We start from the raw sequence: 21810 nt of genomic DNA on the forward strand, positions 1-21810 counted from the left end.
GAGTTAATAGCAAATGGATTTAAATATATATCAGGTTGATTCTTTTACGAGTGAAGCGTTTAAAGGAAACCCTGCGGGTGTTTGTATTAGTGAAAATGGCTTAACAGAAGCACTGATGCTATCTATTGCTGAAGAAATGGCCGTATCCGAAACGGCTTTTTTATCTCTTTCAGACATGAGATTGAGATGGTTTACACCTCAAGTTGAAGTGGCTTTATGTGGTCACGGAACCTTGGCTGTTGCGCATATTTTAAAAGAGATTGGTGCTGCAAAAGCGGGTGAATGTATTGAGTTTAATACGCTGTCTGGCGTCCTGTCTGCCAAACTTCAAGACTCAACTATTGAATTAGATTTTCCATCCACCACAATTTCGTTTAACTCGATAAAAAATAAGGCGTTATTAACGTGTTTAGGGATTAATGAAAGAGAGGTTATTTCATTTGGTATATTTGATTCAAAAGAGCTTATAGAAATAGAAAGTGAAGAGGCGTTATTGGCGTTGTCTCCTAATTTCGATGGATTAAAGCAGCTTTCAGGCCGTGGGGTGTTGATTACTGCGAAGTCTTCATCAGAACAATTGGATTTTGTGTCTCGCTATTTTGCTCCTTGGGTAGGAAATAATGAAGATCCGGTCACGGGTTCGGCACATTGTGCATTAACGGTTTATTGGGCTGAGAAACTGAAGAAATCAACTTTCAATGCTTATCAAGCCTCTTCTCGTGGTGGCTATATTGGAACAGAGCTTCTTTCTAATGGAAGAATAAAGTTAATTGGCTCTGCAGTAACCACGATAAAAGGGCAAATGTTCGTATAGAGGGCGTTTTCTTGAGTAATCAATATGAATAAAGCAACAATTATGGGTTTGTTTACCTCAGTGTTAGGTTTGATAGGACTTATTGCTGCGTTATCTATTGGATCTCATTTCCCTATCTATAGGTGGCCTTATGATGCATTTCAAGGTATTGCCTTTTCTTTGGCATTTGGGTTAGGTTTTTCAGATACAGTTAGTTACGTTGTCACTATTATTCTTGTTTTTCTTGTTACAGTTACTTTCTTTACTATAGGTATTAAGTTATCGCGTTTCTTATTTAGTTTTAAGTAAGTGAACCGCAAAATAAATAGATTAAGCAAAGTAGGTCACATTCCGTGTTTTTATGTTACGTATAATCCTAAGGTGATTGTTTTTATTAAATTTTCTAGGATTTTAAATGACTGAAAAAGAAAAAATGTTAGCTGGTCTTCCATATGATGCTTGGGATGAAATTTTACTTAATGATCGCATGAATGCTAAGGCGCAATGTCATCAGTTTAATTTGGCAGATCCAACCAAATTAGATGAAAGAGTGGGTATCTTAAAAAAGTTGCTATGCATAAAAGATAACGCTCACATGGAGCCTAATTTCTTTTGTGATTATGGTTATAACATTGAAATTGGTAGCAATTTTTATTCTAATCATAACTTGACGATTGTCGATGTGTGCAAAGTAACTATTGGTAATAATGTCTTATTTGGCCCTCATGTGATGATCTCGACGGGCACTCATCCATTAGATCCTATTGAGCGTCAGAAAACAGAATACGGCGCGAGCATCTCTATTGGTAATGATGTTTGGGTTGGGGGTAATGTATCTATTTTACCGGGAGTTAAAATTGGTAATAATTGTGTGATAGGTGCCGGCAGTGTTGTTAATCGTGATATTCCTGATAACAGTGTTGCTGTCGGTAATCCGTGTCGCGTTATTAAATCAGTTTAGATTTGCAAATAATGTTTAAGTAAGGAAAACCTCGGTTAATATCCGAGGTTTTTCATTATCTATTATGAGCATGAACCACAGCAAACTCCTGGTTCTCCGTGTTTTTTTACCTTTTTTTCTTTATCTTCAAATGATTTTTTTTCATTTAAAATTGGTTGCTGTACTAATTTATCATCAGTTGGTTTATTTTCGCTTTTTTTGAATATCTTTGTGAATGATAGTGTCATGGTAATTTCTCTCTGTGATCAATAAGGTGTATTTAAAATGCATCTTATTTAAAATGTTACAAATAGTCAAGATTTCACATAGGACAAATAAGTTCTAATACTTTCATCGATATTTAATGGGGTGTTTGCTGGCTATGAAGATGCAAGGCTTTCATATCAAGAGGTAGTCGGTGATTTCTTCTAATTAGACTTATGTAGCAAAACATCTCAGGGTGGGGCATTATGCATTTTTATATTTAAAAATAGTGCATATAAATAGGTAGTTATGGACAGTTTTTTTAGTAGTGAGATCATTCTCTCTAACTCGACCTTCTTTTTCTTTATGACTTTGCTGCTTACTGGTTTTCTTCATATACCATTATTGTGTGGTAAAAACTTGTCTAAAATACAATGGAAAAAAATTGATTATCTTTGGCCTATTGTTGCCGGTATAGGTTTAATGGGGACAGTATCAGAGGTGAGATCAAGAGTGGCGAGCGATTGGGCTGAAACAGAACATACGCGTGCTGTGTTAAGTCTTGAATCTATTAATGATTATACTGTAAATCAATTAAACAGTTTTTTATGTGTGAATGATTTAAGGGTTGATGAGCGTGTAGCATCACAACAATCTTGTTTATGGCTTTCAGAGTCTGCGCATTATTTACAATCAATGAATTTTAACGAATTACCCAATATTACGTTTGATAGTTTGCCAAAAATCACATTTAAGTCTGATCTAATCGATTCGAATGTTATGTGGTTGCAAGGTATGTTTGATAATTATCAGGCTCAAAAATATGTCTATGAAAGTACGGTATTAGAAACAAAGAAACACCCATTAGAAGAGCTATTTTGGTATTTGAGTCCTTATTTGATCTGTATTGCGATTTCAGTTCGTGTTACTAAAGTATCTGCAGAGTTAAAGATGGAGAGACAAGGTGAATGAGCTAGCTTAAGTGGTGGTCAGTCCAGACGGTGTCTAGCATGAAAAAGGGAATTTATATGCACACGCGACCGCGACTTGTATGATCTATCGGGATAAGTAAGAGCGAGCTATAAGAGTAAATAAGAGAAGAGATTTAAACAGCTAAGAGCGGTATATTAACCATGCCACTCTTAGTTTTATTCGTTTATTTTGGATACTTGATTACGCGTTTTTTAGCATATCTAGAGCAACCGCCTCAGCGATTTTAATTCCATCAATACCTGCAGATAGAATACCACCGGCATAACCTGCGCCTTCACCACCAGGGTATAGACCTTTGGTGTTTAAACTTTGGAAGTCTGGACCACGTTTGATCTGAACAGGAGATGAAGTTCGAGTCTCAACGCCTGTTAGCATTGCGTCTTTGCTGTCAAAACCACGGATTTTCTTAGCAAATGCAGGCAGAGCTTCGCGAATTGCTTCAATAGCGAAATCTGGTAATGCATCACTAAGATCAGTCATCTTAACGTTAGGCTTGTAAGATGGCTCAACGTTTTCGAATGGTTTGCCTTTGCCTGCTGCTAGGAAGTCGCCAACCATTTGTGCAGGTGCATCATAGTTGCTTCCGCCCATTACGTATGCATGACGTTCTAGCTTACGTTGTAGAGCAATGCCTTGCAGCGGATCGTTATTAAAGTCTTCAGGTGAGATCCCAACAACGATTGCACTGTTTGCATTACGCTCACTACGTGAATATTGGCTCATACCGTTAGTTACTACTGCATGCTCTTCTGAGGTAGCAGCAACAACAACACCACCCGGACACATACAGAAGCTGTAAACTGAACGGCCATTTTTACAATGGTGAACAAGTTTGTAATCGGCAGCACCTAGAAGTGGGTGACCTGCATTCTTGCCGAAGCGTGCTTGGTCAATCATTTCTTGTTTGTGTTCAACACGGAAACCAATCGAGAATGATTGTGCTTCCATGTGTACACCTTTATCGTGCAACATTTGGAATGTATCACGAGCACTGTGGCCAATAGCAGCAACAACGTGTTTACTATTAATGACTTCGCCACCGTTTAGCGTCACACCTGTTACTTGTCCGTCTTCGATATTGATCTCGTCAACGCGAGTTTCAAAACGAATGTCGCCACCTAGCTCAATGATCTTGCTACGCATTTGTGAAACCATAGTCACTAGCTTATAAGTACCGATATGAGGCTTACTTACGTAGATGATTTCAGCAGGCGCACCGGCTGCAACAAATTCTGTTTTTACTTTAAGTCCTAGGAAACCTGGATCTTTCACTTGGCTGTATAGCTTGCCATCAGAGAATGTGCCTGCGCCGCCTTCACCAAACTGAACATTTGATTCTGTGTTTAATTCACTGGTACGCCAAAAACGGAAGGTATCTTTCGCACGTTCGTGTACTGATTTACCACGTTCTAAGACGATTGGCTTGAATCCCATTTGCGCTAAGATAAGAGCAACAAATAAACCACATGGGCCCATACCGATAACAATAGGGCGCTCAGTTAAATCAGCAGGAGCAGTGGCAACGTATTTGTATTCAGTGTCAGGTGAAACACGAATATTATGGTTGTCTTCAAAGTTGCCTAATAGCTGCTCTTCATTCACGTCTTGCAGGGTAATATCTAACGTATAGATTAAGAAAATTTGATTCTTTTTACGTGCGTCATAGCCACGTTTAAATACATGGATATCAACCAGCTGTTCTTCAGTAATAGACAGTGTGCTTAAAACTGCATTTTTCAGTTCGTCTTCACTGTGATCCAGCGGTAATTTAACTTGGTTGATACGTATCATAATTCACCTGATAGTTGGCATGAAAATAAGCGCGTAGTTTACGTGATCTATCTCAAAAATGTAATCTATATTGCAGGCTAAAAACGGCAAAAGTACTCATTTTATATTACGCCGTGCCACTGATGTTTTTCTGCTAATTTTTTCAATAGGTTAATTTCGTTTTTTGAGTTCAGTTTTAACCAGTCAACTAAATCATCAATCACCATTGAGTGGGTACGTTGATGTCCGTAATATGTCCACGCACTGTGCTGTACTTTGGCGTTTTCAGGACAATAAAAGAAGCCTCTTTCTAATTCTTGAAGTATGAGAAGTAAATCAGTTACGGTAACGCCTTGTCCTGATAAACACGCACTCAATGCTAAATCTAATGAAAGAAAGCTAGTGTTTCTTACTTGTTGATATGGCGGAGTAGTGACATCAGCTAACCACATCTTCCAATCATGGTGATCTAAAGTAGGATGAAGCCTTGGCATGGTTAAAATTGAATCTACATTGGTGTGCTCCGTTGCGATACTTGCCGCGCAGACAGGAGCCATAAACTCTTCTCTAAGCAGAAACATATTTGGTTTGTTATCGTAGTGATCTTTGAGACGGGTATGAAAGATCAAAAGGTCATAATCTGGGTTATCTAAACACTCATCTTCTTCTAAAGAAGGAATAATGACGATTTCGTAATCAGGGTAGCGTTCATTGAGCTCTCTTACTTTAGGTATCATTACGCGGGTAGCAAAGCTGAGCGTCGCTTTAATTACAATCCGTTTTTGCTTTGGTTCTTGCCAAGAAGCGAGAACGGATTCTAACGCCGAGTAATTATCTCGTAGAGTATGATAAAGCTCTCCCCCTTGTAACGTTAATTCGATAGCTCGATGTTTCCGTACGATTAAGGATGCGCTGAGATCATCTTCAAGCTGTTTAACCTGACGACTTACTGCGCTTTGAGTCACGTTAAGCTCGTTGGCAGCAGAAGTGAAACTCATTAAACGAGCTACGGATTCAAAGGCTTTTAAACCATTATGTGAGTAGGGTAAATTAGAGTAAGGAGTCATAATTTTCTCGCATGAGTTTTTAGAATGCCAGTGTGACGGATATATCAATTGAATACCAGTCTCTAACCCTTTAACTTTGGCCTAATTGATACCTTGGTTTAATTAATATAAGAATTCTCTTTTTATGAAAAAAATACTGTCACTCGCATTCCCACTCATCATCTCACAACTTATTTCTATGGCACTGGTGTTGACTGATGTGTGGATGATGTCACGGTTAAGTGTTTCGGCATTGGCAGGTGGAGGGCTTGGCGCCTCCATTTATTTTTTCATCTTTATCATTGCGAGTAGCACCGTTGGGTGTGTCGCTAATTTAATCGCTATTGCTTACGGCCAACGTTTAGCAAGACCTGATTATGGCAATCAACAGATCCGCTTTGCGGTTAAAGGTGCGGTTTTACTTTCTGTGGTACTCAGTGTGTTATTGATGTTTAGTTTTTCATACGCACCGCTTGTATTAACAGAGGCAAATCAACCTGAAGAAATGATTACGTTAGCAATGGAATACGTTCATGCACTGAAATGGGTGATGTTTCCGTCATTAATCTTGTTGGTATTACGTGGATTAACCAGTGCGCTTGGAAATGTTAGGTCCATTATGGTGATGTCAGTTATTACAGTGATTTTAAATGTGCCTATTAGCTATCTATTAACGTTTCAATTGGGAATGGGCCTAACTGGGTTAGGGTTAGGAACAGCCATTGCGGCGTTTATTGTGATGGTTGGGTACGGTATTTGGGTATTTAAACAAACAGAGTTCCAACAATTTGCTCCTTGGTTACATCTTGAAGAATATTCGCTTAAATTGATGTTGCCCTTGTTAATGATGGGATTACCTATTGGTTTGGCGGCACTGCTTGAGCATGGATTAATTTATGGCGGTACGTTGATGGCGGGAACCATCAGTATTGCATCTTTAGCACTGCATCAAATCCTATTGCAATGCTTAAGTTTTACTTGGAATTTTAATTTTGGTTTTTCACAAGCGGCAGCCATTTTAATAGGAAGAGATTTTGGCTCGGAAAATTACGCCGGTATAAAGCAAACGTCACTACATAGCCTCTTGCTTGTGACTGCTATTAGTGTCTTTTTATCTGCTGTTTTTATTATTTGGCCAGACAGCATTGCCAATTTATTTCAACTCGATGATGGCACAAATAATATGTCGGAATTACTGTCTTCTGTTATTTGGGTTGTGGCTTTGTGCTTTATTGTGGATGCATGGCAGTTGTTAGCCATTAATCTATTGCGTGGGATGAAGATTGTCTCTATACCAACTGTTATGACGGCGATTGGTTATTGGGTATTTGGTTTACCTGCGGCGTGGTTACTCATGCCTTTATTCGGGTTAGCGGGGATCTGGGCTGGTATTGGGGTTGGGTTAGGGGTGACAGGGATACTTTTATTAATGCATTTAATGATCGCCATTCGTCGTTATAGTGCTATAAAAATCGAAACTATTCACTAGGTGAATATGTCTGGTAAGATTTGTTAGTTGGTGTATTTCAGGTAAATTCGAGTTCCTTTATACAAACAGTTTCGGGTACGAGTAATGAATAAAGATTCAGCGACGTTTGCTGGGCAGGCGGTGTATTCTAAAAAAGTACTTTCTATCTATGATTTATGGGTATTAGGTTTTTCAAACCATTATTTATGGAAGTGCCCAACAAAGTTAATTAGCCAACAGTTTATTGATCTTGCATCAAAGAACCACTTAGATGTAGGGGTTGGTACAGGGTACTATCTAAAAAAACATTTATCGCTAACAGAGAGGCGAGTCGCTTTAGTTGATCTTAATGAAAATAGTCTTGAATCAACAGCAACAGCTATTCAACATTTTAACCCAGAAGTGTATCGTAAAAATATACTGGTTCCTTTAGAGCTTAAGTGTGAGAACTTTGATTCAATTAGCATCAATTATTTACTGCATTGTTTGCCAGGGGATTTATCAGAAAAAAGCGCTATTTTTACGCATTTACATGAGGTGTTAAATGATGGTGGAGTGTTATTTGGCAGTACTATTCTAGGTCAAGGCGTTCCGAAAAATGTGTTTGCAAGTAAATTAATGAATTTCTATAACAAGAAGGGAATTTTTACGAATGAAGACGATGACGTTCACGCATTAGAAGCAGTATTGAACGATACTTTTGTTGATGTAAACATTGATGTTATTGGTTGTGTTGCTCTCTTTTCTGCTCGAAAAAAATAAAAATTACCTGCTATTAACATTCAGCATTCCAATGTGCTGAGTGTTTCTTTTCAAACTCTTCTTTTTTCATTCTAGATATTTAAATAAGTTCACAAATTACATCCTAAATTCATGGTAATTTATCTCCATGTTAAATGTTTTAAATCAAAGGGATGTAATGGGAACAATAATAGGCTTAATACTACTCGCTCTTATTGCTTATACAGTGAAAAAGACGACAGGACTGCATTTGCATCGCTGGATAGAAAAGAAATATCAAGAATACGAAGATTCAAAAAAATGAGTTTATCTACTCTGTAATAATTCATACCAAGTGGAAAACGTTGTTATGTTTATAAAAGGAATTTATGATGATTCACACGATTAAAGAGACGGTATTTACGTATCCTCAACGATTACTTGATGGTTGGAAAGAAGGAAAGAAAGAAGAATGGTTACCTTCGAGTTTATTCATCCCCACAGAAGTTGAACAGCAACCAGATGAGTATTTCGGTGCGTATTTTGGATTATCTCAATATATGAGTCAGGGATGGTTAGGTACGGCATTTTATGCTTTAGGCAATTGGGAACTTGATAATCCACTTTATACAGAAGGTAGGATCTTACTTGCCCAATACATAAACCCAAATAAGCTGTCACTCTTTAAAGGATTACGAACAGGGTTAACCTCTGGAGAACCAGATTTGTTCTTATATAAACCTGACGGTTCGATATTGTTTGTGGTGGTGAAAAAAGAGAATGAAATTCTTTCAGATGCTGAGTTAATCTGTTTATCAAACATTAAGTCAGTATTAGAGTGCGATGTAGAGGTTGCTTACCTTGCAGAAGAGAGCAGTCTTTATATTCCAAAAAGTTATGATATCAAGGTTGTTCAATTTCCCAATCCACTTGGTGTCTAATTCTTTACGTATTAATTCGAGTTCTTGATATTTTAATTGTACATAATATTGATTTAGCGCCGAGAATTCCAAATTTAAGAAAAGGGGGCATGGTGAAGTTTTATGGTGAGTATGAGTACTCAAATAAAGGCGGTGTCGTACATTGGACTCATCTCGACCCAGGAAATCGCCATACTCATGGATGGCTAAAACATAACGGACGTACTTACGAATAGAAATTAAAAATCCCCTTCTTCACAAAAGGGGACTTTTATTATGTTGGGGTACAAGTTTTAATTATTTTCCATGGTGAGTTTTCTACTAGCCCTGGAATCTCTAATTGTGTCCACCATTGAGCTTGCCACATTTTTCCTTGGTAAATGACAGTAGTCCCTTTTTTATAAATGTCATGCACCTGCCACTCTTCTTTCGGACATAAGGTTAATGGTTCAGGAGAAACCATCCAATCAACGATCTGCTTGTGATTTACAAATCTTACTTCTGGCTTTGTTAAGGCGTATTTTATGAATCGTTTTAATACATTTTGACGACTCTGAACCGTTGTTTCTGGCATACCATAATGCTCTTGTCCATTTAAATAGCCATAAAATGAAGAATGTAACCCTAGAACCAATGGTGCTCTGTTTCCTTCTAGGCGTAAATCCAGATTGTAACTATAGATAGCAACTACATCATTTTCGTTAAGACCTGCTGCCCCCCAATTTGGAGTGGTGTATAGGTTCCAGTCAAAATTGTCTCCTTTTCCTGAGACAGGATCAAAATAGCCAATACGACTCGCAATTTTATCTCTGAGTGAATAATCTAAACCATAATTGTCTAATTCATTGTCTGGCGGAACGATTAATGTGTGTAAAGGAACTTCCCATAAACCAGGGTAGTTATTGATACTCGGCTTCCACCAGTCATTCACTGCTTGATTATGTGAAGGACTGCCGTTATCTAAGGTAAATGGCCAATAATTGTTAAGGCCATTTTGCTCTGTAGTAATTCCTGCGGGAAAGCTGACATCATAACGAATTTGTTCATTAATGATGGCTTGCAGTGTGTTGTCGTTATACGTCATAAATGGTGCCCGGAATCCTGAAATACTTTGTACTCCAATTCCGCCTTCTGCAACTGTTTGCTTTAACCAAGAGTTACAACTTTCTACTTCTTGTTGCCATTGTTCTGAAGTCATCCATGATTGAAGAGGGTTATAATTGACCTTATCATCAGGGTGAGTCTCTGTGTGGTTGCCTATATCATGACCTGAGATGACAAGTTGTCGCCACAAGGACTTTATTCCTTCATTATCTCTTGCAGGTTCGCAATGCATAAAGAAGGAGGCGGATAATGGTTGCTCGGCGTATTTATCACCTCCTTCCGGGTTAGTTGTCTTTGCTAATTGTTCCATTACCCACATCAAACCATCTGATTCCACATTGTCATCAAAACCTAAACTGATAAACATTGGGGTTTCTGATGTTGGAATAGGTGACTTTGATGAGGGGGGGACGTTGGCACTAACAACAGGGAAAGCCTGTGTCGGTATTGAATGAAGGGCTAATATACAGCTAAATATTGAAATCTTAGGTATCGTTAATTTTATCACTTTACAAATTCCTTTTAAAAATGAAAAAAGAGTGTAGTAAAGGCCGATTACAAAACAAATAATGAGTCAGGGCTTTGTATATGTGAGCGTAAATCTGCGACGTTATTCACTATGAGATGTAACTAAAAGAAATGCTGATTATATTATTAATAATTTGGAGGGAATGAAAAGAAAGGTGTATTACAAAATGAGATTTTCAAAAATGGAACGATCCTAGGCTAGATAATTTGCTATAACTAGACCAAACTGAATCTGTGCATCTATGAAAAAGGACTTTCAATGTGTTTGATGAAAAGGGTAAATTGGTTTGTAGTATTTATTGGTGTGCTTAGCAGTTCGAGTGTATCAGCTGTCTCGGAACTGTGGTTAAACCGTTATGCCTATGACGCCATTCAGCAAGGGTTTAATAAAAAGGATATTTCTGTCTATAACAAAAAGCGCTCAGATATTGATAATTACGCATTAGCGGCGTATACGGATTATCGTGCTTTTTTATTTGATATTACTAATAAAACCTCCGATCAGGTTAACCAATTCTCTTTAGATTATTCAGATTATCCTTTCTCGGTGTCTATAAGAGCTGATTACCTTAATGCGATGATCGCTTCTAAGAATTGGAAGTCATTATTAGATTACCAGACCACGCCTCCTAGAGATCAAGATTATCAATGCTGGTATTACACCGCTTTTTATCATCAAGATAATAAAGATATGGCATTTATTGGAGCAAAAAAGCTCTGGTTAAATGGTGAAAGTGTTTCTAATGCTTGTAACCGCCTTTTTTCTTATTGGGATGAGGCTGGAGAGAGGACTGATGATGTTATTTTTCAACGTGCGTTACTGGCCGTTGAAAGTAAAAATCCTCGTCTTATTACTTATCTTCGTAAACTTGCCTCTAATGATGAAATGAAAGATCTTATGTCTGAAATGCTTCGTTTATATAAGCAACCAGATAAACTTATCATGACTTTTGAAACTAAAAAAGACTCACGTTTTAATCGTGATTATGCACAGGTAATGTTTCGACATTTAGTTCGACATGATATTGATAATGCTTATGAGGTTTCTGCTTTTTTAAATGATCACTTTTCATTTAGCGAAAATGAATTTCAACCGAGTTTAGAATATGCAGCGGTACGACTTTTAGATATAAAGGATGAAGAAAGAATTCAATGGCGAGATAAGACTTTTGAACAATCAACTAATGATCAAGCTTTAGTGCAAAGGATACGTTTAGCAATACGAAAGGCAGAATGGAAAAATATTAAACACTGGATTTTACGTCTTTCAGAGGAAGAACAAGCTAGCTATCGTTGGCAATATTGGTTAGGGCGCAGTGAAATATCTCTTGGAAAGCAAGAAAGTGGAGAGGCGAGGTTAAAGCGGATTGCTGGAGAGCGCCACTTTTATAGTGTTGCTGCTGCTATCACGTTAAACAGAATGGTTAAATATCCAATTTCGAGTGTTGATTTTCATACCGATAAATTATCTCCTTTCCGTCCTGATATAGAACGGGTTAATGAATTACTCAATTTAGGGAAAGAAGCCGCAGCAAAAAGCCAATGGCGTCATTTGATTTCCAGAGTAGATAAGAGTGATAAAGCATTATTGACCCGCTATGCACTAACGAAAAATTGGAATGCTTTTGCTCATGATGCAACGTTGGTTGGAGAGCTATGGGATTACATCGAATTACGTTTCCCTGTTCGTTATCAAGCTATATTTAAAGAGTATAGTAAGAAGCATAAGGTCAACATGATTACCTTATTGTCTTTAACTCGGCAAGAAAGTGGGTTTGAACCGTTGGCTCACTCGCCAGTGGGAGCATTAGGGCTAATGCAAGTGTTACCAAGCACAGCAGCTTACGTGGCAGATAAGTATAATTTAGATTATAAAAAACGTTCTATGCTTTTTAATCCTAAGAAGAACGTTGAAATAGGAAGTCGATACTTAAGTCATTTACTTCGTCATTATGATCAAAATAGAGCTCTTGCTTTTGCTGCCTATAATGCGGGGCCTACAATGGTGGCTGTATGGAGACGACAAGCAAGCAATGAGATTGATATCTTTGGTTATATTGAGTCTATTTCTTTTAAAGAAACGCGTGTCTACGTAAAAAACATCTTAATGTTTGAAATGTATTATCGAGATTTACTCAAGATAGAGGGCGATTTTTTTACCACCTCTGAATTGAAATGGACTCCTTCCTTGTAATTATTGTTACGGTATGACTTTTTCTATGTTTATCCATCTAAAAAACAGATGGCAACTAACTTTTTCTATCGGTTTTAATTTATATAATAGAACTAACATTAACGTTTGGAGTTATATAATGAGAACTCGTTTTGATCGTATTCGTCACGCTATTTTATTTGAATTAATTGGTTTGTTATTGATTGTTGGTGTCCTAAGTCAGTTTGGCTTTGAAATGGGGCATGTGGGTATTATGGGGGTTGTTTTTTCTGTGGTGGCTACGGGATGGAACTATGTTTATAACATTCTATTTGATAACTACATGATAAAAAGAACTGGCAGCACAGTAAAAACGACGATGAATCGTGTCATGCACAGTTTAGGTTTTGAAGGGGGGTTATTGGTGCTTACTATTCCTGCAATAGCATGGTTCTTAAATGTCAGCCTAGTTGAAGCCTTTATTTTAGATATTGGTCTCGTTGTATTTTATCTGTTTTATGCTTATATCTATAACTTGGCTTATGATAAAGCTTTCCCTGTACCGCATAAAACTCAGTTAAAGACTGAGAATGTAACAATATAGTTTTATTTGGTTGGATTTAAATAGGGAGTGTCGTTTAATAAGGAGTGAGAATGAGTCATAAATTGTCAGATTTTAGTGTGCATATTCCTATTGATCGTGAATTGATGGATTTTCAAAACCAAGTAAAGGAAAAACTCTATGAGTTTAACCATAGCCGTCCGTCGCAAGGCGCATTTAGACAAGAGCTATTGGATGACCTTTTAGGAAGTAATAAAGGGGTTACCATCATTCCTCCTTTTTATTGTGATATGGGGAAAAATATTTGCTTTAAACAAGGAGGGTTCTTAAATACAGGTGTCACGATTCTTGATCTTGCTAGCGTAACTATTGGTGAGTATGTTCAAATTGGCCCTAATGTAGTTATTAGCACTGCTGGGCATCCTTTTGATCTTGCTGAACGAGTGCTTCCTATTGCTACAGGTAATCCTATTGTTATTGGCGATAACGTATGGATAGGCGCTAATAGTGTTATTCTGGATGGGGTAACCATTGGTGATAGAAGTATCATTGGTGCGGGTAGTGTTGTAACTAAAGACATCCCTTCTGATTGTGTTTCTGTTGGTAATCCTTGCCGTGTAGTTAAGTCAATTTCTCATAGTAAAATTCCGACAAATCAAGAATTAGATGAGATGTGGCGCTTACTAATGGAAGAAGATAATTAACGATAGAATTAACAATTGTTCTTTTTTTAAACGAAAATATACATTAGTGATCGTGATAGCATTTTATGTTCGTAAAGTTATCTAAACTCTTAATAGAGGAGCTCGTGTTTTAAATTCGAGCTAGTTTTATAAACAAACAAGGAGGTAACGTTATGGATAATGTAGCAATCGCATTACATCAATTGAATAGGGCTATTGACCTTTATTTTAATCAGAAAGATTTTGTAAGTGCGATAACATTAAGCAATGCTGCTCAGGCGATTTTAGTTAAAAAATGGATAATTGATAGTCAAGCTAAAGCTTGTGAAGATGTTATTTTCAATTCAACCCAATCCCCAGATATTTTGCAATATGCACATAAAATGGATTTGTGTATATCGTTTTCTTCGCTAGATAGCCATGATGATTTAGAAGAGAAAGCCCATCAAATATTAATGCGTTGTTGTGAAAATATCATGAGGATGAATCTTCCACGTAGCAACCAAGTTTCTGTATTTATCCGCTCAAAAAGTAAAATACTTGTTTAATGTTTGAGATAAATAGAATAGTTAAATGCAGTCTCTATTCGCTTTAATTGATTAAAACTTTTTTCTTGTAATCCTCGTCCTTTAGTTTGATTTTTGTTTACAAGAAAGGTTGTTTGGTTATTTAAAATCTCGGTTTTAAGTGATTTTAACCTCATGTTTTTAAAGGGGTTATATTTATTGGTATTTATAATAGATACTGATAATCTTCCTCGCATTGAATTTAGAGGGAAAAACATGGCTACATATAACGAAGTATTTAATCAAGTAGACTTTTCACGCCAAGATTTAAGCGAATCTTATTACGAAGAGTGTAAGTTTTATTGTTGTAATTTTAGTCGTACAAACCTTAGAGACGCTCGATTTGTTGATTGTGTCTTTATCGAACAAGGTGCTATCGAAGGTTGTCATTTTGATTACAGTGACTTGCGTGATGCTTCTTTTAAAAATTGTCGCTTAACGATGGCTAATTTTAAAGGCGCAAATGGGTTTGGGGCTGAGTTTAGAGATTGTGATTTAAAAGGAGCAAACTTTCTTCAAGCTAATTTTGTAAATCAAATTAGCCATCAGATGTATTTTTGTTCTGTGTACATAACCGGTTGCAACTTGTCCTACGCTAATCTTGAACGTTTATGTATAGAGAAATGTGATTTGTTTGAAAATAAATGGAATGGAGCAAATCTACAAGGCGCTTCATTTAAAGGTTCTGATCTATCTCGAGGTTCTTTCTCTGTCGATGCATGGGGGCAATTTAGAATGCAAGATGCTAATTTATGCCACTGTGAATTAGAAGGTTTAGATCCCCGTAGAGTAGATTTAACAGGTGTTAAGATTTGTGGTTGGCAACAAGAGCAGTTATTGGAGCCATTAGGTTTAGTTGTTTTGCCTGATTAATAGGAGAGTATGATGAGTAATTTGTTTACCAACCTTCCTAATGAGTTAAGTAATGAGGTATTTACTGATCTAGTCACAAGTCATTCAGTACGTATAGAGAGAATTGTATCATCAGGCCAAAGCTCTCCTGAATCTGGTTGGTATGATCAAGATGAGAATGAATGGGTTTTAGTACTTGAAGGTTTTGGTACTATTTTATTTGAAGATGGAACAGAGAGAACGTTAAATAAGGGCGATTATTTAACTATCCCTGCGCATCAAAAACATAAAGTGAGTAAAACGGATCCTGATAATTTAACGATTTGGTTAGCGGTTTTTTATTGAGTAAATGAAGATTCTTACATTTGGGCTTTTAATCGTTTACTCTGTCTTCTCTATTAATAGAACGGAACAAATATAATGACTCAAACACTGACTATTGTTGCAAGAATTGAAGCTCAAGATGGTAAAGCTGAATTTGTTAAAGCAGAAATGCTTAAACTGCTTGAACCGACACGTAAAGAAGTGGGTTGTATTCAGTACGATTTACATCAAGACAATGACAACCCATGTGTATTTGTGTTCCATGAGCAATGGGAGAGCGAAGCGTTTTTACAAGACCATTTAAATTCTGTTCATATAGCAGAGTATGTAAAAGCGGTAGACGGCTCAGTGGTGTCATTTGTGCTTAATCGTATGACGAAGCTTTAGTTAACGATAAATTATAAAGCTTTCTTAGATATAACAAGTTATCTAGGGAGTGATGAATAACAAAAAGCCACTCACGTATTATCATGAGTGGCTTTTTTATATCTTATGTATTTAGCTGTATCAGCTCCCTTAGAAGGAAAGGAAGATACCTGCAACGGCTGCACTCATTAAATTTGCTAATGTTGCAGCAAAGATTGCTTTCATCCCTAAGCGTGCAATGTCTGGACGGCGGCTTGGAACAACGCCACCTAATCCACCCATTAACATGGCGATAGAGGTTAAGTTTGCAAAGCCACATAAAGCGAAAGTAACAATAGCTTGAGAATGTTCGCTTAATTGATCTTTAACTGCCATTAAGTCAGCAAAGGCTACGAATTCATTAATCGCGATTTTCTTACCAATTAAACTTGCAGCAACGGTTGCTTCTGACCATGGAACACCAATTAACCAAGCAATAGGGGCAAATAGGTAACCAAAAATAAGATCTAAGCTTAAATTATCAAAACCAACTAATAAGCCAACTTTATGTAATCCACCATTAACTAAGGCAATTAAGCTAATAATCGCCAATAAGCTAGCACCTACTGCAAAGACTATTTGTAAGCCATTCAATGCACCTTGTGATGCAGCATCAATGATGTTTATAGGAGCATCATCTACGACATCGTCTTCGTACTGATCTGCTTCGTTAATGTCTTCTGTTTGTGGAACAATTAATTTTGCCATCATTAATCCAGCAGGAGCTGACATAAAGCTTGCAGCGATTAAATAACGTAATTCAACGCCTAAACCCGCGTAGCCTACCATTGTGCCACCAGCTACAGACGCTAAACCACCAACCATTACAGCAAATAACTCAGAACGTGACATTTTAGCAAGGAAAGGACGAACAACTAACGGCGCTTCAACTGAACCAACAAAGATATTAGCGGTTGCTGACATTGATTCTGTACGAGTTGTACCAAGGAAGCGCTGTAAGCCGCCACCAATAAATTTAATTATCCATCCCATTATACCTAAGTAATAAAGAACAGAGATTAATGCTGAGAAGAAAACGATGGTAGGCAAAACGTTGACGGCAAAAATGAATCCTAACTTGTATTGGGCTAAGTCACCAAAAAGGAATTCAGTGCCTACACGTCCATAAGCAATAATGTCAGAGACGGCAGTAGAGATACTATTAAGGATAGTTTGACCGATAGGTACATAGAGAATGAATCCGGCAAATAGTAATTGAATTAGGAATGCGCCTAATACAGTGCGCCATTTTATGGCTTGTCGGTTTTCAGAAAAGAGAAAGGCAATCGCGAATAGGCAAACAATGCCTAGAATACTGACCAAAAAGTTCATGGTCAAACTCCAATAGTATTTAGTTAATGATTGCGGGGGTATTCTAGTCAAAAATAAAAGTGTGACAAGGATCAAGTTGTTATTGAATGTACATGATGATAACAAAAAGAGAGAAGATCGGTTGCCTATTCATCAATAACAGCTTGTTTGAGAGCTTTGTCACATATAAAAGAGTCAGTTGTTACTATATGGGATAATTTGGTGTGCTATTGACTGTAACTATCCCTAATTCTATATGGTAGAGATTCGATTATATATTATCAATTCTGTCTGAGTTAATATGCTGTCGAACAAACTCCATAAAAATATAGACCTTTTTAGGTAGGAATTTACGTCGAGGGTAAATTGCATATAAAGGCATTGATTGATTTAATTCCCAATCAGGTAAGAGCTGAACTAGTTTACCTGTCCGCAGCTCATCTGATAAAAGATAAGTGGCGATATAGCCAATACCGTTACCGGAAATCGTGGCGTTACGAATGGCGTCGGCAGAATCGATGCGATAATTACCAGTCACTTTAATTTGAAGATCCTCTTCACCTTTATGAAAACCCCACACATTATCCTTACGTTCACGACTAATATAAGTAAGACAGTTGTGTTTTTTAAGATCATAAGGATGATAAGGGATCCCTTGTTTTGCTAGATAACTAGGGCTTGCAACTAGAACGAAATGACAATCAATCAGATGTCTTGCAACAAACCCTTCTGGAGGGGAATCCATCACACCTATCCATAAGTCTAATTGCTCTGCAATCACATCAATCTTATGATCAAACAAGGTTATTTCAATATTCAGTTGTGGATAGCGCTGATGAAGCTCAGAAAGATAGGGCAATATATGATTGGTCGCAAAAGATTGAGCGATCCCGACACGAAGTTTGCCATTTAATGTATCCATATTAGATAGCAGTTCGTTCTCTGCCTCGTTAATCTCATCGGCAATATTGGCGCAATGCACCGCGAATGATTGACCAGCTTCTGTAAGGGAAAAAGAGCGTGTTGTTCGTTGTACTAACTGAACACCTAAACGCTCCTCAAGAAGCTGAATCTGCAAACTAACCTGCGTTCTTGAAATTTCAAGAAGCTGAGCGGCCTTAGTAAAGCTTTTCTGTTGAGTGAGCGCATTAAACACGATCATTTGTTTGGCTTGCTTTAACATAGGTTTCTCTATTGGTAAATTTAACAGTAAAAAGAACGCTTCTATTGTAATGGAGCGATTGAATTGAATAAAGTGAGTTGTGTCTTTGTTTTTAGTTATCTATTGAAAATGCTTCGTTTTTTCATGATAGAGTTTAGAGATAAAAGACGACAGCTAAGGATGATGAATGCTATTTCCATATCAGAATATTGTTATTTTAACAGGAGCAGGGATTTCTGCTGAATCAGGGATTCAAACATTTCGAGCAAGTGATGGTCTTTGGGAAAATCATCGTATTGAAGATGTAGCGACACCTGAAGGCTTTTTTAAAGACCCTGATTTAGTTCAAGATTTCTATAACAAGCGCCGTTCGTTGTTAAAAAGTGAAGATATTCAACCAAATGCTGCCCATAAAGCATTAGCTAAGCTTGAAAGTGAACTCAATGGTACGGTAACTATTGTGACGCAAAATATTGATAATTTGCATGAACGTGGTGGCAGTTCAAACGTCATTCATATGCATGGTGAACTAAATAAAGTTCGTTGTGAAGAATCAAATCAAGTCATAGATTGCACTGATGATATTTATACGGGAGATCTTTGTCATTGTTGCCAGATACCTGCGCAGCTGCGTCCTCATGTGGTTTGGTTCGGTGAGATGCCATTAGAGATGGGGCGAATTCATGATGCATTAAACAAAGCTGATTTGTTTATTTCTATTGGCACATCAGGTTCAGTGTATCCAGCTGCGGGGTTTGTTCATGAAGCAAGGTTGCACGGTGCTCATACTATTGAAATTAACTTAGAGCCAAGTGCGGTTGATGATGAGTTTGAAGAAAAGCGCTATGGAAAAGCGGGTGAATTAGTACCAAAATTAATTGCTGAGCTATTAGAAGTCTAATTATTTCAATCATAAATTATGAATAAAAAAGCCAATAAATCGTTTAATTTATTGGCTTTTTTTGTTTTTATTTATGACTTAGTAGATATGTAATGATATTACATATCTACTTTTAGGCGTTGGAAGTATTCATCATAAATAGAACTTGCAGCTCCTACTTCATCTTGCCATTCACCAGAGTCCATAACTTCTTGTGGTGGGAAGATGTTTGGATCATTCGCAAATGCTTTAGGAAGAAGAGGGTACGCTGATTTAACAGGCGTTGGGTAGCCAATTTCTAGTGCAATTTTTGCTGCATTCTCAGGACGAAGTAAAAAGTCCATCATTTGATGAGCGGCATCTACATTTTTAGCGCCAGAAGGAATTGCTAGGCTATCCATCCAGAAAATAGTGCCTTTTTCTGGCCATACGATTTGAATGTTTGCGCCTTCTTCACGAGCCATATAAGCAGAACCATTCCAAAGCATACCAACACTAGTCTCACCAGCTAAGTACGGATTTGCTGGGAAATCAGAATTAAATACTAATATGTTAGGCATCAGTTTTTTCAATTCTTCATATGCTTCTTTGATTTCATCAGGATTGGTTGTGTTTGCTGAGTAACCTAATTTTGTTAATGCAATATGGAAGACTTCACGAGAGTCATCCATCATCATTAATTGGCCTTGCCATTTTTCATCCCAGAAATCATCCCAAGAATTCAGATCATTTGGGTTCATCATATCGGCATTAACACCAATACCTGTTGCACCCCAGATGTAAGGAATCGAGTAGTTATTATTTGGATCAAATGGTTTGTTCAAATAGTTAGGATCTAAATCTTTGAAATGAGGCAATTTACTTTTGTCTATCTTTTGTAGCATGCCTTCTTTGCGCATTTTAGACACAAAGTAAGTTGAAGGAACAACTAGGTCGTATCCAGAGCCTTGAGTTTTTAACTTAGCATACATGCTTTCGTTAGACTCATAAGTTGAATAATAGACTTTGATACCTGTTTCTTTGGTAAAGTCTTCTAGCACTTCATTAGGGATGTATTCTGACCAGTTGTAAAAATAGAGCTCTTTATCCGCAGCTTGTGCATTACCAGCGATTAAGGCTGCAGCGCACAGTCCTGTAGAGACGAGAGTTGTCCACTTTTTCATTTCCTTCTCCTATATCAGAGGGATTTCCATTAATTAGCCGAACATTATAACAATAATTGAGACAGACTTCATGGGTTTATAAATCAAGGGCTTGATATAGATTAGTTTTTAAGAAAAGAAAGGGAGAGTTAAAGGAGGATAGTCGTTATTTATAAATATAAAAATGGCAGCGTAAACACTGCCATTAATTAAGGTCAGTAAAGGGTTAGGTTACTGTCCGGCTTTCAGTTTTAAGAAGTACTCTTCGTATTTCACTGTCATATCACCAACGGCTGATTGCCATTCTACACGGTCAAGATCTTCTTGAGATGGGAACAGTGGAGCAACATCTTGAAATTTATCATTTGATGCTTTAACTGCAGTTAAATAACCAGTATCTTTTGAAATACGAGCTGCAATTTCAGGGCGAAGTAAGAAGTCGATCATCTTATGAGATGCTTCTACATTTTTTGCACCAGATGGAATTGCAAAGTTATCAACCCAACCAATACCCCCTTCTTTAGGGAAGATTAGTTTGATTGGTAAACCTTCTGCTTGTGCAGCAGCAGCAGAACCATTCCAAAGCATGCCCAAACCAACTTCACCAGCCATGTATGGTGCAGCAGGGTTATCAGAGTTAAACACTAATACGTTTGGCATTAGTTTTTGTAGTTCAGCGTAAGCTTCATCAATTTCTTTTGGATTGGTTGAGTTACCTGAGTAACCTAGTTTGCGTAATGCAATGTGGAATACTTCACGAGTATCGTCCATTAACATTAATTGACCTTCAAACTCTGGGTTCCAAAGGTCGCTCCAGCTATCGAAATCATCTGGATTATACATTTCAGTGTTTACAGCAAGGCCTGTAATAGCAACTACATGTGGGATAGAGTATTCATTCTTTGGGTCGAATGCTTTATCTAAGTAGTTTGTATCTAAACCATTGAAGTTTGAAATTTTTGATTTATCAATTGGTTGTAGCATTTTTTCGTCACGCATTTTTGCTACAAAGTAAGTTGATGGTACAACTAAATCGTAACCTTTATTATGCGCTTTCATTTTTGCATATAATGTTTCGTTAGACTCGTAAGTAGAGTAGATAACTTTAATACCAGTCTCTTTAGTAAATTCTTCTAAGATATCACTGTTGATGTATGGTCCCCAGTTCATGAATACCAATTCATCATTTTCTTTTGCGTTAGCAACATTCATTGTTAGTGCTAATGCACAGGCGGTTCCAGTAAAAAACGCAGCCATTTTGTTCATTGATTGACTCTCCATTAGA

The 21810-nt window shown here is 37.3% G+C and carries 23 protein-coding genes and 1 pseudogene; 16 read left to right on the forward strand and 8 right to left on the reverse strand.

The genetic code is table 11. The features are described 5' to 3' along the window. Nucleotides 1-13 precede the first annotated feature (13 nt). The 3 genes from AC2IP4_RS06615 to AC2IP4_RS06625 all read left to right on the forward strand — a co-directional run bounded on the left by AC2IP4_RS06615 (nucleotide 14) and on the right by AC2IP4_RS06625 (nucleotide 1754). Nucleotides 14-814: a PhzF family phenazine biosynthesis protein gene (locus AC2IP4_RS06615; protein WP_105054752.1), complete on the forward strand. Its 801-nt coding sequence runs from the start codon at nucleotides 14-16 to the stop codon at nucleotides 812-814. A 24-nt stretch (nucleotides 815-838) separates the two neighbouring features. After that, nucleotides 839-1102: a hypothetical protein gene (locus tag AC2IP4_RS06620; protein ID WP_375322452.1), complete on the forward strand. Its 264-nt coding sequence runs from the start codon at nucleotides 839-841 to the stop codon at nucleotides 1100-1102. 106 nt (nucleotides 1103-1208) lie between these two features. Then, nucleotides 1209-1754, forward strand: a complete 546-nt coding sequence (locus AC2IP4_RS06625; protein ID WP_375322451.1) for a sugar O-acetyltransferase — start codon at nucleotides 1209-1211, stop codon at nucleotides 1752-1754. 62 nt (nucleotides 1755-1816) lie between these two features. Here AC2IP4_RS06625 and AC2IP4_RS06630 read toward each other — a convergent pair whose 3' ends face one another. Further along, entirely contained in the window at nucleotides 1817-1981 is a 165-nt protein-coding gene (locus tag AC2IP4_RS06630; protein ID WP_105054749.1) for a CCGSCS motif protein, read from the reverse strand. A 265-nt stretch (nucleotides 1982-2246) separates the two neighbouring features. On the opposite strand from AC2IP4_RS06630, the gene AC2IP4_RS06635 reads away from it, so the two are divergent. Continuing rightward, a complete protein-coding gene (locus AC2IP4_RS06635) occupies nucleotides 2247-2909 on the forward strand; it encodes a hypothetical protein (protein WP_486310706.1) in 663 nt (220 codons plus the stop codon). A 201-nt stretch (nucleotides 2910-3110) separates the two neighbouring features. Here AC2IP4_RS06635 and AC2IP4_RS06640 read toward each other — a convergent pair whose 3' ends face one another. Further along, nucleotides 3111-4721, reverse strand: coding sequence for an NAD(P)/FAD-dependent oxidoreductase (locus tag AC2IP4_RS06640; protein WP_375322449.1), 1611 nt, complete (start codon nucleotides 4719-4721; stop codon nucleotides 3111-3113). A 101-nt stretch (nucleotides 4722-4822) separates the two neighbouring features. Next, nucleotides 4823-5767, reverse strand: coding sequence for a LysR family transcriptional regulator (locus tag AC2IP4_RS06645; protein WP_375322448.1), 945 nt, complete (start codon nucleotides 5765-5767; stop codon nucleotides 4823-4825). Nucleotides 5768-5891: 124 nt separating this feature from the next. On the opposite strand from AC2IP4_RS06645, the gene AC2IP4_RS06650 reads away from it, so the two are divergent. The 4 genes and pseudogenes from AC2IP4_RS06650 to AC2IP4_RS06665 form a co-directional block, all read left to right on the forward strand. Beyond that, nucleotides 5892-7235 carry an MATE family efflux transporter gene (locus AC2IP4_RS06650; RefSeq protein ID WP_486310707.1) on the forward strand — a complete coding sequence of 448 codons (1344 nt, stop codon included), beginning with the start codon at nucleotides 5892-5894 and terminating at the stop codon, nucleotides 7233-7235. A gap of 84 nt (nucleotides 7236-7319) precedes the next feature. Then, complete coding sequence (locus AC2IP4_RS06655) at nucleotides 7320-7976, forward strand: class I SAM-dependent methyltransferase (protein ID WP_375322446.1); 657 nt, start codon at nucleotides 7320-7322, stop codon at nucleotides 7974-7976. Nucleotides 7977-8326: 350 nt separating this feature from the next. Then, nucleotides 8327-8875 (forward strand): VRR-NUC domain-containing protein, encoded by a 549-nt coding sequence (locus AC2IP4_RS06660; RefSeq protein WP_375322791.1) that lies wholly within the window; start codon nucleotides 8327-8329, stop codon nucleotides 8873-8875. Nucleotides 8876-8904: 29 nt separating this feature from the next. Further along, nucleotides 8905-9090 (forward strand): annotated as a pseudogene (locus tag AC2IP4_RS06665) (DUF3465 domain-containing protein); the annotation flags it as partial. A gap of 38 nt (nucleotides 9091-9128) precedes the next feature. On the opposite strand, the gene AC2IP4_RS06670 reads toward AC2IP4_RS06665, so the two are convergent. Beyond that, nucleotides 9129-10406 (reverse strand): polysaccharide deacetylase family protein, encoded by a 1278-nt coding sequence (locus AC2IP4_RS06670; protein WP_375322790.1) that lies wholly within the window; start codon nucleotides 10404-10406, stop codon nucleotides 9129-9131. A 348-nt stretch (nucleotides 10407-10754) separates the two neighbouring features. Here AC2IP4_RS06670 and AC2IP4_RS06675 point away from each other — a divergent pair, with 348 nt between their 5' ends. From AC2IP4_RS06675 to AC2IP4_RS06705, 7 genes are all read left to right on the forward strand, one after another. Next, nucleotides 10755-12680, forward strand: a complete 1926-nt coding sequence (locus AC2IP4_RS06675; protein ID WP_486310708.1) for a transglycosylase SLT domain-containing protein — start codon at nucleotides 10755-10757, stop codon at nucleotides 12678-12680. A gap of 118 nt (nucleotides 12681-12798) precedes the next feature. After that, the gene (locus tag AC2IP4_RS06680) at nucleotides 12799-13242 is read left to right on the forward strand and encodes a PACE efflux transporter (RefSeq protein ID WP_375322444.1); all 444 of its coding nucleotides are present in this window, start codon (nucleotides 12799-12801) and stop codon (nucleotides 13240-13242) included. A gap of 50 nt (nucleotides 13243-13292) precedes the next feature. Then, nucleotides 13293-13904 (forward strand): sugar O-acetyltransferase, encoded by a 612-nt coding sequence (locus AC2IP4_RS06685; RefSeq protein WP_486310709.1) that lies wholly within the window; start codon nucleotides 13293-13295, stop codon nucleotides 13902-13904. A 152-nt stretch (nucleotides 13905-14056) separates the two neighbouring features. Beyond that, nucleotides 14057-14431, forward strand: a complete 375-nt coding sequence (locus AC2IP4_RS06690) for a hypothetical protein (RefSeq protein ID WP_375322442.1) — start codon at nucleotides 14057-14059, stop codon at nucleotides 14429-14431. Between the two features lie 234 nt (nucleotides 14432-14665). Beyond that, nucleotides 14666-15322: a Qnr family pentapeptide repeat protein gene (locus tag AC2IP4_RS06695; RefSeq protein ID WP_375322441.1), complete on the forward strand. Its 657-nt coding sequence runs from the start codon at nucleotides 14666-14668 to the stop codon at nucleotides 15320-15322. A gap of 12 nt (nucleotides 15323-15334) precedes the next feature. Continuing rightward, entirely contained in the window at nucleotides 15335-15646 is a 312-nt protein-coding gene (locus tag AC2IP4_RS06700; protein ID WP_375322789.1) for a cupin domain-containing protein, read from the forward strand. A gap of 75 nt (nucleotides 15647-15721) precedes the next feature. Further along, complete coding sequence (locus AC2IP4_RS06705; RefSeq protein WP_375322440.1) at nucleotides 15722-16012, forward strand: putative quinol monooxygenase; 291 nt, start codon at nucleotides 15722-15724, stop codon at nucleotides 16010-16012. Between the two features lie 129 nt (nucleotides 16013-16141). On the opposite strand, the gene AC2IP4_RS06710 is transcribed toward AC2IP4_RS06705, so the two are convergent. Both AC2IP4_RS06710 and AC2IP4_RS06715 read right to left on the reverse strand, forming a co-directional pair. Beyond that, nucleotides 16142-17362 carry a NupC/NupG family nucleoside CNT transporter gene (locus tag AC2IP4_RS06710; RefSeq protein WP_486310710.1) on the reverse strand — a complete coding sequence of 407 codons (1221 nt, stop codon included), beginning with the start codon at nucleotides 17360-17362 and terminating at the stop codon, nucleotides 16142-16144. Nucleotides 17363-17612: 250 nt separating this feature from the next. After that, nucleotides 17613-18524, reverse strand: a complete 912-nt coding sequence (locus AC2IP4_RS06715; RefSeq protein ID WP_486310711.1) for a LysR family transcriptional regulator — start codon at nucleotides 18522-18524, stop codon at nucleotides 17613-17615. Nucleotides 18525-18690: 166 nt separating this feature from the next. On the opposite strand from AC2IP4_RS06715, the gene cobB reads away from it, so the two are divergent. Further along, nucleotides 18691-19404, forward strand: coding sequence for a Sir2 family NAD+-dependent deacetylase (gene cobB, locus AC2IP4_RS06720; RefSeq protein WP_375322437.1), 714 nt, complete (start codon nucleotides 18691-18693; stop codon nucleotides 19402-19404). Nucleotides 19405-19502: 98 nt separating this feature from the next. On the opposite strand, the gene AC2IP4_RS06725 is transcribed toward cobB, so the two are convergent. Both AC2IP4_RS06725 and AC2IP4_RS06730 read right to left on the reverse strand, forming a co-directional pair. Then, a complete protein-coding gene (locus tag AC2IP4_RS06725) occupies nucleotides 19503-20546 on the reverse strand; it encodes an extracellular solute-binding protein (protein ID WP_375322436.1) in 1044 nt (347 codons plus the stop codon). A gap of 210 nt (nucleotides 20547-20756) precedes the next feature. Continuing rightward, complete coding sequence (locus AC2IP4_RS06730; RefSeq protein WP_375322435.1) at nucleotides 20757-21791, reverse strand: extracellular solute-binding protein; 1035 nt, start codon at nucleotides 21789-21791, stop codon at nucleotides 20757-20759. Nucleotides 21792-21810 lie beyond the last annotated feature (19 nt).

The sequence above is a fragment of the Aliivibrio thorii genome (genome assembly GCF_057368585.1).